Annotated in this window: 14 protein-coding genes; 9 read left to right on the top strand and 5 right to left on the bottom strand. The window is 56.6% G+C overall.

Annotated elements, in window-relative coordinates:
- The 3 genes from modB to NI40_RS06210 all read right to left on the bottom strand — a co-directional run bounded on the left by modB (position 1) and on the right by NI40_RS06210 (position 1,791).
- Positions 1 to 690, bottom strand: a complete 690-nt coding sequence (modB, locus tag NI40_RS06220) for a molybdate ABC transporter permease subunit (protein WP_033144966.1) — start codon at positions 688 to 690, stop codon at positions 1 to 3.
- Positions 690 to 1,463 (bottom strand): molybdate ABC transporter substrate-binding protein, encoded by a 774-nt coding sequence (modA, locus tag NI40_RS06215; protein ID WP_039261344.1) that lies wholly within the window; start codon positions 1,461 to 1,463, stop codon positions 690 to 692. Before modA ends, modB begins: the two co-directional genes overlap by 1 nt.
- Positions 1,464 to 1,641: 178 nt before the next feature.
- Complete coding sequence (locus tag NI40_RS06210; protein WP_023310811.1) at positions 1,642 to 1,791, bottom strand: AcrZ family multidrug efflux pump-associated protein; 150 nt, start codon at positions 1,789 to 1,791, stop codon at positions 1,642 to 1,644.
- Positions 1,792 to 1,918: 127 nt separating this feature from the next.
- On the opposite strand from NI40_RS06210, the gene modE reads away from it, so the two are divergent.
- The 7 genes from modE (at position 1,919) to gpmA (ending at position 9,666) form a co-directional block, all read left to right on the top strand.
- On the top strand, positions 1,919 to 2,707 hold the full coding sequence (gene modE, locus NI40_RS06205) for a molybdenum-dependent transcriptional regulator (RefSeq protein ID WP_039261342.1): 789 nt from the start codon (positions 1,919 to 1,921) through the stop codon (positions 2,705 to 2,707).
- A gap of 67 nt (positions 2,708 to 2,774) precedes the next feature.
- Positions 2,775 to 4,247 carry a molybdate ABC transporter ATP-binding protein ModF gene (gene modF / locus NI40_RS06200; RefSeq protein WP_039261341.1) on the top strand — a complete coding sequence of 491 codons (1,473 nt, stop codon included), beginning with the start codon at positions 2,775 to 2,777 and terminating at the stop codon, positions 4,245 to 4,247.
- Between the two features lie 201 nt (positions 4,248 to 4,448).
- Entirely contained in the window at positions 4,449 to 5,465 is a 1,017-nt protein-coding gene (gene galE / locus NI40_RS06195; RefSeq protein WP_023334950.1) for a UDP-glucose 4-epimerase GalE, read from the top strand.
- 9 nt (positions 5,466 to 5,474) lie between these two features.
- Entirely contained in the window at positions 5,475 to 6,521 is a 1,047-nt protein-coding gene (gene galT / locus NI40_RS06190; protein WP_039261339.1) for a galactose-1-phosphate uridylyltransferase, read from the top strand.
- Between the two features lie 3 nt (positions 6,522 to 6,524).
- Entirely contained in the window at positions 6,525 to 7,673 is a 1,149-nt protein-coding gene (gene galK, locus NI40_RS06185; RefSeq protein ID WP_029739550.1) for a galactokinase, read from the top strand.
- Positions 7,667 to 8,707, top strand: a complete 1,041-nt coding sequence (gene galM, locus NI40_RS06180; protein WP_039261336.1) for a galactose-1-epimerase — start codon at positions 7,667 to 7,669, stop codon at positions 8,705 to 8,707. The genes galK and galM overlap by 7 nt, the downstream gene beginning before the upstream one ends.
- Before the next feature lie 206 nt (positions 8,708 to 8,913).
- Complete coding sequence (gene gpmA / locus NI40_RS06175; RefSeq protein WP_023310804.1) at positions 8,914 to 9,666, top strand: 2,3-diphosphoglycerate-dependent phosphoglycerate mutase; 753 nt, start codon at positions 8,914 to 8,916, stop codon at positions 9,664 to 9,666.
- Positions 9,667 to 9,727: 61 nt separating this feature from the next.
- Here the strand turns inward: gpmA and aroG are convergent, their stop codons facing one another.
- Positions 9,728 to 10,780 carry a 3-deoxy-7-phosphoheptulonate synthase AroG gene (gene aroG / locus NI40_RS06170; RefSeq protein WP_024908788.1) on the bottom strand — a complete coding sequence of 351 codons (1,053 nt, stop codon included), beginning with the start codon at positions 10,778 to 10,780 and terminating at the stop codon, positions 9,728 to 9,730.
- A 304-nt stretch (positions 10,781 to 11,084) separates the two neighbouring features.
- On the opposite strand from aroG, the gene NI40_RS06165 reads away from it, so the two are divergent.
- Complete coding sequence (locus tag NI40_RS06165) at positions 11,085 to 11,465, top strand: protein YbgS (RefSeq protein ID WP_032661161.1); 381 nt, start codon at positions 11,085 to 11,087, stop codon at positions 11,463 to 11,465.
- Between the two features lie 105 nt (positions 11,466 to 11,570).
- Positions 11,571 to 12,509, top strand: a complete 939-nt coding sequence (gene zitB / locus NI40_RS06160; protein WP_039261334.1) for a CDF family zinc transporter ZitB — start codon at positions 11,571 to 11,573, stop codon at positions 12,507 to 12,509.
- Here zitB and pnuC read toward each other — a convergent pair.
- Positions 12,506 to 13,225, bottom strand: coding sequence for a nicotinamide riboside transporter PnuC (pnuC, locus tag NI40_RS06155; protein ID WP_039261332.1), 720 nt, complete (start codon positions 13,223 to 13,225; stop codon positions 12,506 to 12,508). The two genes, zitB and pnuC, sit on opposite strands and share 4 nt — an antisense overlap.
- Positions 13,226 to 13,246: the final 21 nt, after the last annotated feature.

Here is a 13,246-nt window from a genome sequence, read left to right as displayed (position 1 = left end):
TTATTTCCCCATCCGCTCGCGGCTGAGCCGCGCCAGCCATTCAGACACCATCAGCGATACCAGCGCCAGCACAATTGAAATAATACACAGCCGCGCCGCCGCGCCTTCACCGCCCGGCGTTTGAATCAGAGTATACATTGCCGACGGGATGGTTCGCGTCTCGCCGGGGATGTTCGACACAAACGTGATCGTCGCGCCAAACTCGCCCAGCGAGCGGGCGAAGGCCAGCACCGTCCCGACAATAATGCCCGGTAGCGTAAGCGGGAGCGTGATGGTGAAAAAGACGCGCCAGCGCCCTGCGCCCAGCGTGCGGGCCGCCTGTTCGAGCTTCATGTCCACGCCTTCCAGCGCGAGGCGGATCGCCCTCACCATCAGCGGGAATGACATCACCGCCGCCGCCAGTACCGCACCGCGCCAGCTAAACGCAAACGTCAGCCCAAACCAGTCGTAGAGCTTCTCGCCGATAAAACCGCGTCGCCCCATCGAAATCAGCAGCAGGTAACCGACCACCACGGGCGGCAAAACGAGCGGAAGATGCAGCACGCTGTCGAGCAGCGTTTTGCCGGGAAACTGACAGCGAACCAGTAGCCAGGCAAAGAAGATCCCAAAGGGCAAGCTCAGCGCAACCGCCAGGGAAGAGACTTTTAGGCTCAGCAGAACAGCCTGCCATTCAGGATCGGTCAATATCATCAGTGAGTCGTAAATCCATAACGTTTAAAGATCGCGGACGCCTCCGGGCCCTTCAGGTAATCGCGGAAGGCCGTCACGGTCGCATTTTTATGTCCATCAACAATCGCAACAGGATATTCCACTTTCTTGTGGGAGTCTTCCGGGAACGTTGCGACCACTTTTACACCTTTACTGGCAACGGCATCAGAGCCATACACAATGCCCAGCGGGGCTTCGTTGCGCTCAACCAGCGCCAGCGCGCCGCGCACGTCTTCCGCCGGGGCCAGCTTCGGTGACAATGTCTCCCATGCGCCCAGCTTTTGCAGCGCTTCTTTGGCATAAATCCCGGCCGGAACGTGCTCCGGGTCGCCCACGGCCAGACGGCCACCGTTCAGCAGGCTCGTCCAGTGGGTCTCTTTGTTGATGGTGAAGTCCGCCTGCGCGCTGGCTTTTGGCGCCACGACAACCAGGCTATTCCCCAGCAGCGTTTCGCGGGTTGTGGCATCAATCGATTTCTTCTCCGCCGCGTAATCCATCCACTTCTGGTCAGCCGAGATGAACAGATCCGCCGGTGCGCCCGCTTCTATCTGGCGCGCCAGCGTCGAGGAAGAGGCAAAAGAGGAAACCACCTCGACGTTTTTCTCTTTTTTATACGCCGCCGCGATGTCCTGCAGCGCGTTGTTCAGCGACGCCGCGGCAAAGACGGTGATTTTACCCTCGTCCGCCAGCGCGTGTCCGGTAAGTGAAAGCGTCAGCGTTGCCCCTGCGAAAAGGCGTACCCATGAACGTGCCATCTGTAACTCCTGTGAGTAGCGTTATATACATCTTAATATAACGATAACGTCAGGGAGATCCCAGCGTTTAATCGTACCGCTGAAGGGGTAAACCGGTGTGATGCGTTAAATAATATCGGCGTAAACGGGAAAATCTTGAGAGCAAAACGCCCGGACTCGCCGGGCGTTTTGTGGGGAATCAATGCTGCTTTTTAGCCTGGTCTTTGTGACCAATGTTCGAAAAGACGTTGAACACTTCACCCAGGCCGTAGATGGCACCGAGGATGATGGCCATCACTACTGGTACCATGATCACGGCGAATACCAGACTTTTCAACAACTCTAACATGGTTTTCTCCAGATATTGTGAACGGTTCATTCTACCCTTTCAAGTGAGAAAAACATCCCCTTTTGTGCGGTACCCTTTGCGCCCTGCACCATTTGGGTCACAATACTCTTTTTGCCAGGATACTGTTATGCAGGCCGAAATTCTTCTCACTCTACGACTTCAGCAAAAGCTTTTCGCCGATCCGCGACGTATCGCCCTGCTTAAACAAATAGAACAAACGGGCTCGATTAGCCAGGGGGCGAAAAACGCGGGCATCAGCTACAAAAGTGCCTGGGACGCCATCAACGAAATGAACACCCTGAGCGAACACCCGCTGGTGGACAGAGCCACGGGCGGCAAAGGCGGCGGCGGTGCGATCGTGACGCGCTATGGCCAGCGCCTTATTCAGCTTTACGATCTGCTGGCCCAGATCCAGCAAAAGGCGTTCGATGTGTTGAGCGACGACGATAACGTTCCGCTGGACAGCTTGCTGGCCGCCATTTCCCGCTTCTCGTTACAAACCAGCGCCCGCAACCAGTGGTTTGGAACGGTGACGGCGCGCGACAATCTCCAGGTACAGCAGCATATTGAGATCCTGCTTGCCGATGGCACCACCCGTCTGAAAGCCGCAATAACGGCGCAGAGCGCAGAGCGCCTGGAGCTTCATGAAGGTAAAGAGGTGCTGGTGCTGCTGAAAGCGCCGTGGGTCAATATCACGCGCGATCCCGACGCCGCAAAGGGAGCAGATAACCAGCTGCAGGGCACCATCAGCCATATCGAACACGGTGAAGCGCAGTGCGAAGTGCTGATGACCCTGGCAGATGGGCAACCGCTTTGCGCGACGATACCGCTTAGCGAAGCGGACGGTTTAGAAGAAGGTTCTGTCGTTACCGCCTGGTTCAACGCAGACCGGGTGATTATCGCCACATTGTGCTGAGCGCATTGACAATCGCGCCGACAGTGCGTATCCCTGATATCTGTTGCTGCAAAAACAGGGATAAACCATGTCATCATTGCATATTTCGCAAGGCACGTTTCGTCTTAGCGATACCCGAACGCTGACGATTGCTGATTTGACGATACGCGCGGGTGAAAGCTGGGCGTTTGTCGGCACTAACGGCAGCGGTAAATCCGCGCTGGCCCGCGCGCTGGCCGGCGAGCTCCCCCTCCTCAAGGGCGAATGCCAGGGCGACTTTACGCGCCTGACGCGCCTGTCATTTGAACAATTGCAAAAGCTGGTAAGCGACGAGTGGCAGCGCAATAACACTGATTTACTCAGCCCTGGCGAAGAAGATACCGGCCGTACGACGGCGGAAATTATTCAGGATGAGGTGAAAGATCCCGCCCGCTGTCAGCGCCTGGCAGAACGGTTCGGCATCACCGCCCTGCTGAACCGGCGCTTCAAATACCTTTCTACCGGCGAGACGCGAAAAACGCTGCTTTGCCAGGCGCTGATGAGCGAGCCCGAGCTGCTTATCCTCGACGAACCGTTTGACGGTCTTGACGTGCAGTCCCGTGCGCAGCTGGCGGCCCTGCTGGAGTCGCTTAATCAGCAGGGCTATACCCTGGTTTTGGTGCTTAACCGCTTCGATGAAATTCCGGACTTTATTCAGCACGCAGGCGTACTGGCTGACTGTAACCTGACCGAGACCGGTGAAAAAACAGCGCTGCTTAAGCAGGCGCTCATTGCCCAGCTCGCGCACAGTGAACAACTCGACGGAATTACGCTTCCGGAACCTGACGCCCCTTCGGCCCGCCATGCGCTCGATTCCCACCAGCCGCGCATCGTACTGCGGGATGGGATAGTCTCTTATGACGATCGCACGATCCTCAACCGTCTTAGCTGGACGGTCAATCCCGGCGAACACTGGCAGATTGTCGGCCCTAACGGCGCGGGAAAATCCACGCTGCTGAGCCTGATAACCGGCGATCACCCGCAGGGCTATAGCAACGATCTGACGCTGTTCGGTCGGCGTCGCGGCAGCGGCGAAACCATCTGGGATATTAAAAAACATATCGGCTACGTCAGCAGCAGCCTGCATCTGGATTACCGGGTCAGTACCACGGTACGCAACGCGATCCTTTCCGGGTATTTTGATTCCATCGGTATTTATCAGGCGGTGTCGGACAAACAGCACAAGCTGGCCCAGCAGTGGCTGGATATCCTGGGCATGGACAACCGGGTCGCTGACGCGCCGTTTCATAGTCTGTCGTGGGGGCAGCAGCGTCTGGCCCTGATCGTTCGCGCGCTGGTGAAACACCCTACGCTTCTGATCCTCGACGAACCGCTGCAGGGACTCGATCCGCTGAATCGCCAGCTTATCCGCCGCTTTGTGGACGTGCTGATTAGCGAAGGTGAAACGCAGCTGCTGTTCGTTTCACATCATGCCGAAGATGCCCCCGCCTGCATCACGCATCGCCTGGAGTTTGTCCCGGACGGTGAGGGTTATCGCTATCTTCTCAGCAACGTCGATTAAACCCGGAGGGCTCTGCCCTCCTCTTTTTCAGATAACTTGCATCAATACATGGCTATCTCTTTGATCTAGAATGCACTCAGTCATTGAAAAAGCGAGTGTGAAAACGAGTGTAAACGATTCCACTATTTTATCCCATGTCACACTTTTTGCGTCTCTGTTATGCTATGGTTATTACATACCATAAGCCCAATGGAGCGAAATATGCGAGTTCTGGTAACAGGTGGTAGCGGTTACATAGGTAGTCATACCTGCGTGCAACTGCTGCAAAACGGTCACGACGTCATCATCCTCGACAACCTGTGCAACAGTAAGCGCAGCGTGCTGCCGGTGATTGAACGCCTTGGCGGTAAACAACCGACTTTCGTGGAAGGTGACATCCGCAACGAAGCGCTGATGACCGAGATCCTTCACGACCACGCCATCGAAGCGGTGATTCACTTCGCGGGTCTGAAAGCGGTCGGTGAATCCGTTGCGAAGCCGCTCGAGTATTACGACAACAACGTCAACGGCACTCTGCGTCTCATCTCCGCCATGCGCGCGGCGAACGTCAAAAACTTCATCTTTAGCTCCTCCGCCACCGTCTACGGCGATCAGCCCAAAATCCCTTACGTTGAAAGCTTCCCGACCGGTACGCCGCAAAGCCCGTACGGCAAAAGCAAGCTGATGGTGGAGCAGATCCTGACCGACCTGCAAAAAGCACAGCCGGAGTGGAGCATCGCGCTGCTGCGCTACTTCAACCCGGTCGGCGCGCATCCGTCCGGCGACATGGGTGAAGATCCGCAGGGCATCCCGAACAACCTGATGCCGTATATCGCCCAGGTTGCCGTGGGTCGCCGCGACTCGCTGGCGATTTTTGGCAATGACTATCCGACCGAAGACGGTACCGGCGTGCGCGACTACATCCACGTGATGGATCTGGCCGACGGTCACGTTGCGGCCATGCAGCAGCTGGCCAACAAACCGGGCGTGCATATTTACAACCTCGGCGCCGGGGTCGGCAGCAGCGTGCTGGACGTGGTTAACGCCTTCAGCAAAGCCTGCGGCAAGCCGGTGAACTACCACTTCGCTCCGCGTCGTGATGGCGACCTGCCTGCTTACTGGGCTGATGCCACCAAAGCCGACAAAGAGCTTAACTGGCGTGTGACGCGCACGCTTGATGAAATGGCACAGGATACCTGGCACTGGCAGTCACGCCACCCGCAAGGCTATCCGGACTAAGGATCCGTCATGACGCAATTTAATCCCGTCGATCATCCGCATCGTCGTTTTAACCCGTTAAGCGGGCAATGGATTTTGGTTTCTCCGCATCGCGCCAAGCGCCCCTGGCAGGGGGCGCAGGAGATGCCTGCAAAACAGACGCTGCCACAGCACGACCCGGACTGCTTCCTCTGTCCGGGCAACACGCGCGTCACCGGGGATAAAAATCCGGACTACAAAGGCACCTTCGTGTTCACCAACGATTTTGCCGCGCTGATGACCGACACGCCGGACGCGCCGGAAAGCCACGATCCGCTGATGCGCTGCGAAAGCGCGCGCGGAACCAGCCGCGTGATCTGCTTCTCGCCGGATCACAGCAAAACGCTGCCCGAGCTGAGCGTGGACGCGCTGAAAGAGGTCGTCAGCACCTGGCAGGCGCAAACCGCAGAGCTGGGGCAGCGCTATCCGTGGGTGCAGGTGTTCGAAAACAAAGGCGCGGCCATGGGCTGCTCAAACCCGCACCCGCACGGCCAGATCTGGGCGAACAGCTTCCTGCCTAACGAAGCCGAGCGTGAAGACCGTCTGCAGAAAGCGTATTACGCGGAAAACGGTTCGCCGATGCTGGTGGACTACACCCAGCGCGAGCTGGCCGACGGCAGCCGCACCGTGGTGGAAACCGAACACTGGCTGGCCGTCGTCCCTTACTGGGCCGCCTGGCCGTTTGAAACGCTGCTGCTGCCGAAAGCGCACGTGCAGCGCATCACCGATCTTAGCGACGCGCAGCGCGACGACCTTGCCCTGGCGCTGAAAAAGCTGACCAGCCGTTACGACAACCTCTTCCAGTGCTCTTTCCCGTACTCCATGGGCTGGCACGGCGCCCCGTTTAACGGCGAAGAGAATCAACACTGGCAGCTGCACGCCCATTTCTATCCGCCGCTGCTGCGCTCTGCGACGGTGCGTAAATTTATGGTGGGCTATGAAATGCTGGCGGAAACCCAGCGTGACCTGACGGCGGAACAGGCGGCAGAACGTCTGCGTGCCGTTAGCGACGTCCACTATCGCGAATCAGGAGTCTAAAAAATGAGTCTGAAAGATAAAACACAATCCCTGTTTGCTGAGAAATTTGGCTACCCTGCCACCCACGTTATCCAGGCGCCAGGCCGAGTTAACCTGATCGGTGAACACACCGACTATAACGACGGTTTCGTGCTGCCGTGCGCTATCGATTACCAGACCGTCATCAGCTGCGCGAAGCGCGACGACCGTAAAGTTCGCGTGATTGCGGCGGATTACGGTAATGAGACGGACGAGTTTTCCCTCGATGCCCCGATTGTGACGCACGACAGCCAGCAGTGGTCTAACTACGTGCGCGGCGTGGTGAAACACCTTCAGAAGCGCAACAAGAACTTTGGCGGTGCGGATTTAGTTATCAGCGGCAACGTGCCGCAGGGTGCGGGCTTAAGCTCCTCTGCGTCTCTGGAAGTCGCCGTGGGCACCGTATTCCAGCAGCTTTATCATCTGCCGCTGGACGGCGCGCAAATCGCCCTGAACGGTCAGGAAGCAGAAAACCAGTTCGTGGGCTGTAACTGCGGCATTATGGACCAGCTGATCTCCGCACTGGGCAAAAAAGAGCATGCCCTGTTAATTGACTGCCGCTCGCTGGGAACCAAAGCCGTTCCCCTGCCGAAAGGCGCGGCTGTAGTGATCGTCAACAGCAACTTTAAGCGCACGCTGGTGGGCAGCGAATACAACACCCGCCGCCAGCAGTGCGAAACCGGCGCCCGCTTCTTCCAGCAGCCTGCCCTGCGCGACGTGACGCTGAATGAATTTAACAAAGTGGCGCACGAGCTGGATCCGGTCGTCGCCAAACGCGTTCGTCACGTGCTGACGGAAAATGCCCGTACCGTTGAAGCCGCGTCCGCGCTGGCGAAAGGTGACCTGAAACGCATGGGTGAGCTGATGGCGGAATCTCACGCCTCCATGCGCGATGATTTTGAAATCACCGTTCCGCAGATCGACACCCTGGTGGACATCGTTAAAGCCACCATCGGCGACAAAGGCGGCGTGCGCATGACGGGCGGCGGTTTTGGCGGCTGCATCGTTGCGCTGGTGCCAGAAGAGCTGGTCCCTGCCGTACAGGATGCCGTGGCGAAGCAGTACGAAGCAAAAACGGGTATCAAAGAAACCTTCTATGTTTGTAAAGCATCACAAGGAGCCGGACAGTGCTAAACGAAACACCTACCCTTGCACCGGATGGTCTGCCGTATCGCCTGTTAACCCTGCGCAACAGCGCGGGGATGGTCGTTACGGTGATGGACTGGGGGGCAACCCTGCTTTCTGCCCGCGTACCGATGCCGGACGGCAGCGTGCGCGAGACTCTGCTCGGCTGCGCCTCGCCTGAGCAGTACGTCAATCAGTCCGCCTATCTGGGCGCGTCCGTCGGGCGCTATGCTAACCGCATCGCGAAGAGCCGTTTTGAACTCGACGGCGTGCAGTACACCCTGCTTCCAAGCCAGGGTGAGAACCAGCTGCACGGTGGTCCGGACGGATTCGATAAACGCCGCTGGAAGATTGTTCGTCAAAACGATGGCGAAGTGCTGTTCTCGCTGGATTCGCCTGATGGCGATCAGGGCTTCCCGGGGAACCTTGTCGCGTCCGCGCGCTTTACGCTGACCGACGACAACCGTATCGCCATCGAATACCGTGCGACGGTCGATAAGCCGTGTCCGGTCAACCTGACCAATCACGCGTATTTCAACCTGGACGGTAGCCAGTGCGACGTTCGCAACCACAAGCTGCAGATCCTGGCGGATGCGTATCTGCCGGTTGACGAGATGGGCATTCCGCATCAGGGCCTCAAAGACGTGAGCGGCACCAGCTTTGACTTCCGCAGCGCGAAGACCATCGCCCAGGATTTCATGAGTGATGACGATCAGCGCAAGGTGAAAGGCTACGACCACGCTTTCCTGCTGCAGGCCAAAGGCGATGTGAAACAGCCTGCCGCGCAGGTCTGGTCTGCGGATGAGAAACTGCAGATGACGGTTTACACCTCAGCCCCTGCCCTGCAGTTCTATTCAGGCAACTACCTCGGCGGCACGACGGCGCGCGAACACGATGAGTACAGCGACTGGCAAGGCCTGGCGCTGGAGAGCGAGTTCCTGCCGGACAGCCCGAACCATCCGGAATGGCCGCAGCCGGACTGCGTGCTGCGCCCGGGTAAAGAGTACGTGAGCGTGACGGAATATCATTTTATTCCACATTAATATCCAGCCCTCCCTCCGGAGGGCTTTTTTCTGCACGCCTTGCTGAAAATAGCGCCGATCGCAGACAAAATCATAACCCTGGATTCACAAGCATCTTACACTCAGAGACTATTTTCGCTATGGTTAGGGTTAAGCGTTGCTGGTGGCACGGCCACGGCAATATAATGAGAATTGTTATCATTCTAAAAATGCTTGAGGAGTAAGAGATGGCTATAACTAAGCTGGTCCTGGTGCGTCACGGCGAAAGCCAGTGGAACAACGAAAACCGCTTTACCGGTTGGTACGACGTTGATCTGTCTGAGAAAGGCGTAAGCGAAGCAAAAGCAGCGGGTAAACTGCTGAAGGAAGAAGGCTTCAGCTTTGATTTTGCTTACACCTCTGTGCTGAAACGTGCCATCCACACCCTGTGGAACGTGCTGGACGAACTGGATCAGGCCTGGCTGCCGGTTGAGAAGTCCTGGAAACTGAACGAACGTCACTACGGTGCGCTGCAGGGCCTGAACAAAGCGGAAACCGCTGAGAAATATGGCGACGAGCAGGTTAAACAGTGGCGTCGCGGCTTTGCAATCACCCCACCAGAGCTGACCAAAGATGACGAGCGCTACCCGGGCCACGACCCGCGTTACGCGAAGCTGACCGACGCTGAGCTGCCAACCACTGAAAGCCTGGCGCTGACCATCGACCGCGTTGTGCCTTACTGGAACGAAACCATTCTGCCACGCCTGAAAAGCGGCGAGCGCGTGATCATTGCGGCTCACGGTAACTCCCTGCGCGCGCTGGTGAAATATCTGGACAACATGGGTGAAGACGAAATCCTCGAACTGAACATCCCAACCGGCGTACCGCTGGTGTATGAGTTCGACGAAAACTTCAAGCCAATCAAACACTACTATCTGGGTAACGCAGAAGAGATCGCGGCGAAAGCAGCGGCTGTCGCGAACCAGGGTAAAGCGAAGTAATTTTCGCAAGGCATAAAAAAAGCGCGGAGCCTTCCGCGCTTTTTTATTTGTGCCTGAGAATTCAGCCGCGGCGCGCTTTTACCGCATTCGCCAGCTGACGCAGGATGGTGTCGGTATCGTCCCAGCCAATGCAGGCATCGGTGACGCTTTTGCCATACACCAGCGGTTCGCTGCCTTCCAGGTTCTGGTTACCTTCAACCAGATGGCTTTCGATCATTACCCCAATCACCGCCTTCTCACCGCCGGCAATCTGCTGGCAGACGTCTGCACCCACTTCCATCTGCTTTTTAAACTGCTTGCTGGAGTTGGCATGGCTGAAATCGATCATCACCTGCGGTGGCAGCCCGGCTTTTTCCAGCCCGACCTTCACTTCTGCCACGTGTTTCGCGCTGTAGTTCGGCTCTTTGCCGCCGCGCAGAATGATATGGCAGTCACCGTTACCGCTGGTGTTAACGATGGCGGAATGGCCCCATTTGGTCACGGACAGGAAGCAGTGCGGCGCGCCCGCTGCGTTGATAGCGTCGATAGCCACCTTAATGGTGCCGTCAGTGCCGTTTTTGAAACCTACCGGGCAAGAGAGACCGGACGCCAGCTCGCGGTGCACCTGAGATTCGGTTGTGCGGGCACCAATTGCGCCCCAGCTCATCAGGTCTGCCAGGTATTGTGGCGTAATCATGTCCAGGAATTCACCGGCCGCAGGCAGGCCGCTGTCGTTGATCTCCAGCAGCAGCTTGCGCGCAATGCGCAGACCGTCGTTGATCTGGAAGCTGTTATCCATATGCGGATCGTTAATCAGCCCTTTCCAGCCCACGGTGGTGCGCGGTTTTTCAAAATAGACGCGCATCACGATTTCCAGCTCGTCCTTCAGCTCTTCACGGAGGGTGAGCAGACGGGCAGCGTACTCTTTCGCAGCTGCAGGATCGTGAATGGAGCACGGGCCAATCACCACCAGAAGACGATCGTCATTACCTTTCAGGATCTTATGGATCGCTTTACGAGCATGAGAAACCGTATTTGCGGCATTTTCAGTGGCGGGGAATTTCTCAAGGAGCGCTACAGGAGGTAATAACTCATTGATCTCTTTAATGCGTAAATCGTCGTTCTGATAATTCATTTTCTTTCCAGCTCTGCCATATCTTTAGTAATGAAAGCAATCCTTTCAATCTATCTTGTCGACCAGGAAGTGTAAACACGGTTTTACACTTCACGCAGATAATTCCTGGAATTCGCCTAAAAATCGCCACAAAATAGCGAAATATGAGATCTAACCTAAGCTTTTTAACTGTAACAACCAATTTTACACGCTTAAACGCGATTCCCTACTGACGTAAGTCCGTAAGGCGGAATCTTTCGCCTCAGAAAAAGATGCACTGTTGGAGAATGTTATCCAGCGTAACGACAAGAACAGGAGCACCATGATGAAAATGACAAAACTGGCAACCCTCTTCCTGACCGCCACACTTACTCTGGCAAGCGGCAGCGTCCTGGCCGCGGAAACGGGCACATCAGACAGCAACGGTGATGCGAATGCCGCGGCAGCAGCAGGCCAGCCCGCACCTGATGCGAAACAGAATATCGCCCCGAATAATGTCGACAACAGCCAGATCAATACCGGTAATACCAACACCGGCGGCACCATGCTGCATCCCAACGGCAGCGGTTCCGGCACCATGAATCATGACAATATGAGTTCGGACGAGGTTCATAAGAACTCAATGTGCAAGGACGGCAAATGCCCTGACCCTAATGACAAAGTAGGGAACGATGCGAATACCAAAACCGATGGCACCACCCAGTAACGGGGGTGTTCGGGAAGAAAAAGGAGAGCTCTGGCTCTCCTTTCTTTTTGGAGTAACCTATTAAAAACGCTACACTAAAAACAATAACACATCAGGAAAGCAGACATGGCGCACTCCCATTCCCACTCACCCTCTCCCGGCAACGACAACGCTAAACGACTGATGCTGGCCTTTGGCGTTACCGCAACGTTTATGATTATCGAGGTCATTGGCGGCCTCATTTCCGGCTCTCTGGCGCTACTGGCTGATGCCGGACATATGCTGACCGATGCCGCAGCGCTGCTCTTCGCCCTGCTGGCGGTGCAGTTTGCGCGTCGTCCTCCCAATGCGCGCCATACCTTCGGCTGGCTGAGGCTGACAACCCTCGCCGCGTTTGTTAACGCCATTGCGCTGGTGGTCATTACCGTTCTTATCGTCTGGGAGGCCGTCCAGCGCTTCAGACACCCGCAGCCTATCGCCGGGGCAACCATGATGGTCATTGCCGTGGCGGGGCTGCTGGCAAATATCCTGGCTTTCTGGATTTTGCACCGCGGCAGCGGGGAAAAGAACCTCAACGTACGCGCTGCGGCTCTGCATGTTCTGGGTGATTTGCTCGGCTCAGTCGGGGCGATTGTCGCCGCGCTGGTGATCCTCTACACCGGCTGGACGCCTGTCGATCCGATTCTGTCCGTGCTGGTGTCGTGTCTGGTCTTGCGCAGCGCCTGGCGGCTGCTGAAGGAGAGCGTGAATGAACTGCTTGAAGGGGCACCGGCATCGATGGATATTGACGAGCTGAAGCGCAACCTGCGCCGTTCAGTCCCGGAAGTCCGCAATGTTCATCACGTGCACGTCTGGCTGGTAGGGGAAAAACCGGTCATGACGCTGCACATCCAGGTGATCCCGCCTCACGACCACGATGCGCTGCTTGAACGCATCCAGCATTTTCTTGAACATCACTACGAAATTGGCCACGCCACCATCCAGATGGAGTATCAGCCCTGTAACGGGCCGGACTGCCACCTTAACGAGGCGCAGTCCGGACATTCACATCAGCATCACCACTAGCTGGAAAGCGCGTGAGAACCTCGCTCACGCGCGCTCTTAATCCACATCCGGCTGCCGTTCAGCGCGATGAAGGTCAGCAGCAGATATTCCAGCGACATCGCATAGACGCCCTGCAGGGCGAAGATCGCCACGCTGATCACGTTGATGATCACCCACAGCAGCCAGTTCTCAACGTATTTACGGGTCATCAGGATCATCGCCGCAATCGACAGCACCATCATGCAGGAATCCCAGAACGGGAAAGCATCCGGCTGGAGCTCGGGCATCGTCACGTTCAGGCCGAAACCGGACATGACCGAAACGGCAACGCGGGTCAGGAACGCAAACACCGGGTTGATATAGACGGTCATTAAACCAATGGCGACCAGACAGGCGACAAACCAGGCGATGGCTTTCGGCAAGGGCAACCAGCGGATCTGCAGCTCTGCCTCCTGCTGGCTGTTCTGACGCGACCACGCGTACCAGCCGTAAATATTGGCCGCAAAGAAAAACAGCTGCAAAAGCAGACTGGCGTACAGCTGGATCTGGAAGAAGATAATCGCAAACAGCGTAACGTTAATCAGCCCGAACGCGTAGTTGCTGATCTTCTCCAGGCTTGCCAGCCAGATACAGAGTAATCCCGCCAGCGTGCCAACGGCCTCAATCCATGACAGGTCATAGCCACCTGCACCAATCGGTATATGAACCAGAATGTTCTGCGTGCTAAAAAAATCCATCTTTTCCCCGGGGCGTTTTGA

Origin of the sequence: Enterobacter sp. E20 (genome assembly GCF_000801755.2) — a bacterium.
Lineage (GTDB): Bacteria > Pseudomonadota > Gammaproteobacteria > Enterobacterales > Enterobacteriaceae > Enterobacter > Enterobacter asburiae_B.
This window is presented reverse-complemented; position numbering and strand designations above follow the sequence as displayed.

What these genes read in the sequence shown, in the direction of transcription:
- modB (WP_033144966.1), bottom strand. Translation starts at nt 690, where the DNA reads ATGATATTGACCGATCCTGAATGGCAGGCTGTTCTGCTGAGCCTAAAA.
- modA (WP_039261344.1), bottom strand. Translation starts at nt 1,463, where the DNA reads ATGGCACGTTCATGGGTACGCCTTTTCGCAGGGGCAACGCTGACGCTT.
- NI40_RS06210 (WP_023310811.1), bottom strand. Translation starts at nt 1,791, where the DNA reads ATGTTAGAGTTGTTGAAAAGTCTGGTATTCGCCGTGATCATGGTACCA.
- modE (WP_039261342.1), top strand. Translation starts at nt 1,919, where the DNA reads ATGCAGGCCGAAATTCTTCTCACTCTACGACTTCAGCAAAAGCTTTTC.
- modF (WP_039261341.1), top strand. Translation starts at nt 2,775, where the DNA reads ATGTCATCATTGCATATTTCGCAAGGCACGTTTCGTCTTAGCGATACC.
- galE (WP_023334950.1), top strand. Translation starts at nt 4,449, where the DNA reads ATGCGAGTTCTGGTAACAGGTGGTAGCGGTTACATAGGTAGTCATACC.
- galT (WP_039261339.1), top strand. Translation starts at nt 5,475, where the DNA reads ATGACGCAATTTAATCCCGTCGATCATCCGCATCGTCGTTTTAACCCG.
- galK (WP_029739550.1), top strand. Translation starts at nt 6,525, where the DNA reads ATGAGTCTGAAAGATAAAACACAATCCCTGTTTGCTGAGAAATTTGGC.
- gpmA (WP_023310804.1), top strand. Translation starts at nt 8,914, where the DNA reads ATGGCTATAACTAAGCTGGTCCTGGTGCGTCACGGCGAAAGCCAGTGG.
- aroG (WP_024908788.1), bottom strand. Translation starts at nt 10,780, where the DNA reads ATGAATTATCAGAACGACGATTTACGCATTAAAGAGATCAATGAGTTA.
- NI40_RS06165 (WP_032661161.1), top strand. Translation starts at nt 11,085, where the DNA reads ATGAAAATGACAAAACTGGCAACCCTCTTCCTGACCGCCACACTTACT.
- zitB (WP_039261334.1), top strand. Translation starts at nt 11,571, where the DNA reads ATGGCGCACTCCCATTCCCACTCACCCTCTCCCGGCAACGACAACGCT.
- pnuC (WP_039261332.1), bottom strand. Translation starts at nt 13,225, where the DNA reads ATGGATTTTTTTAGCACGCAGAACATTCTGGTTCATATACCGATTGGT.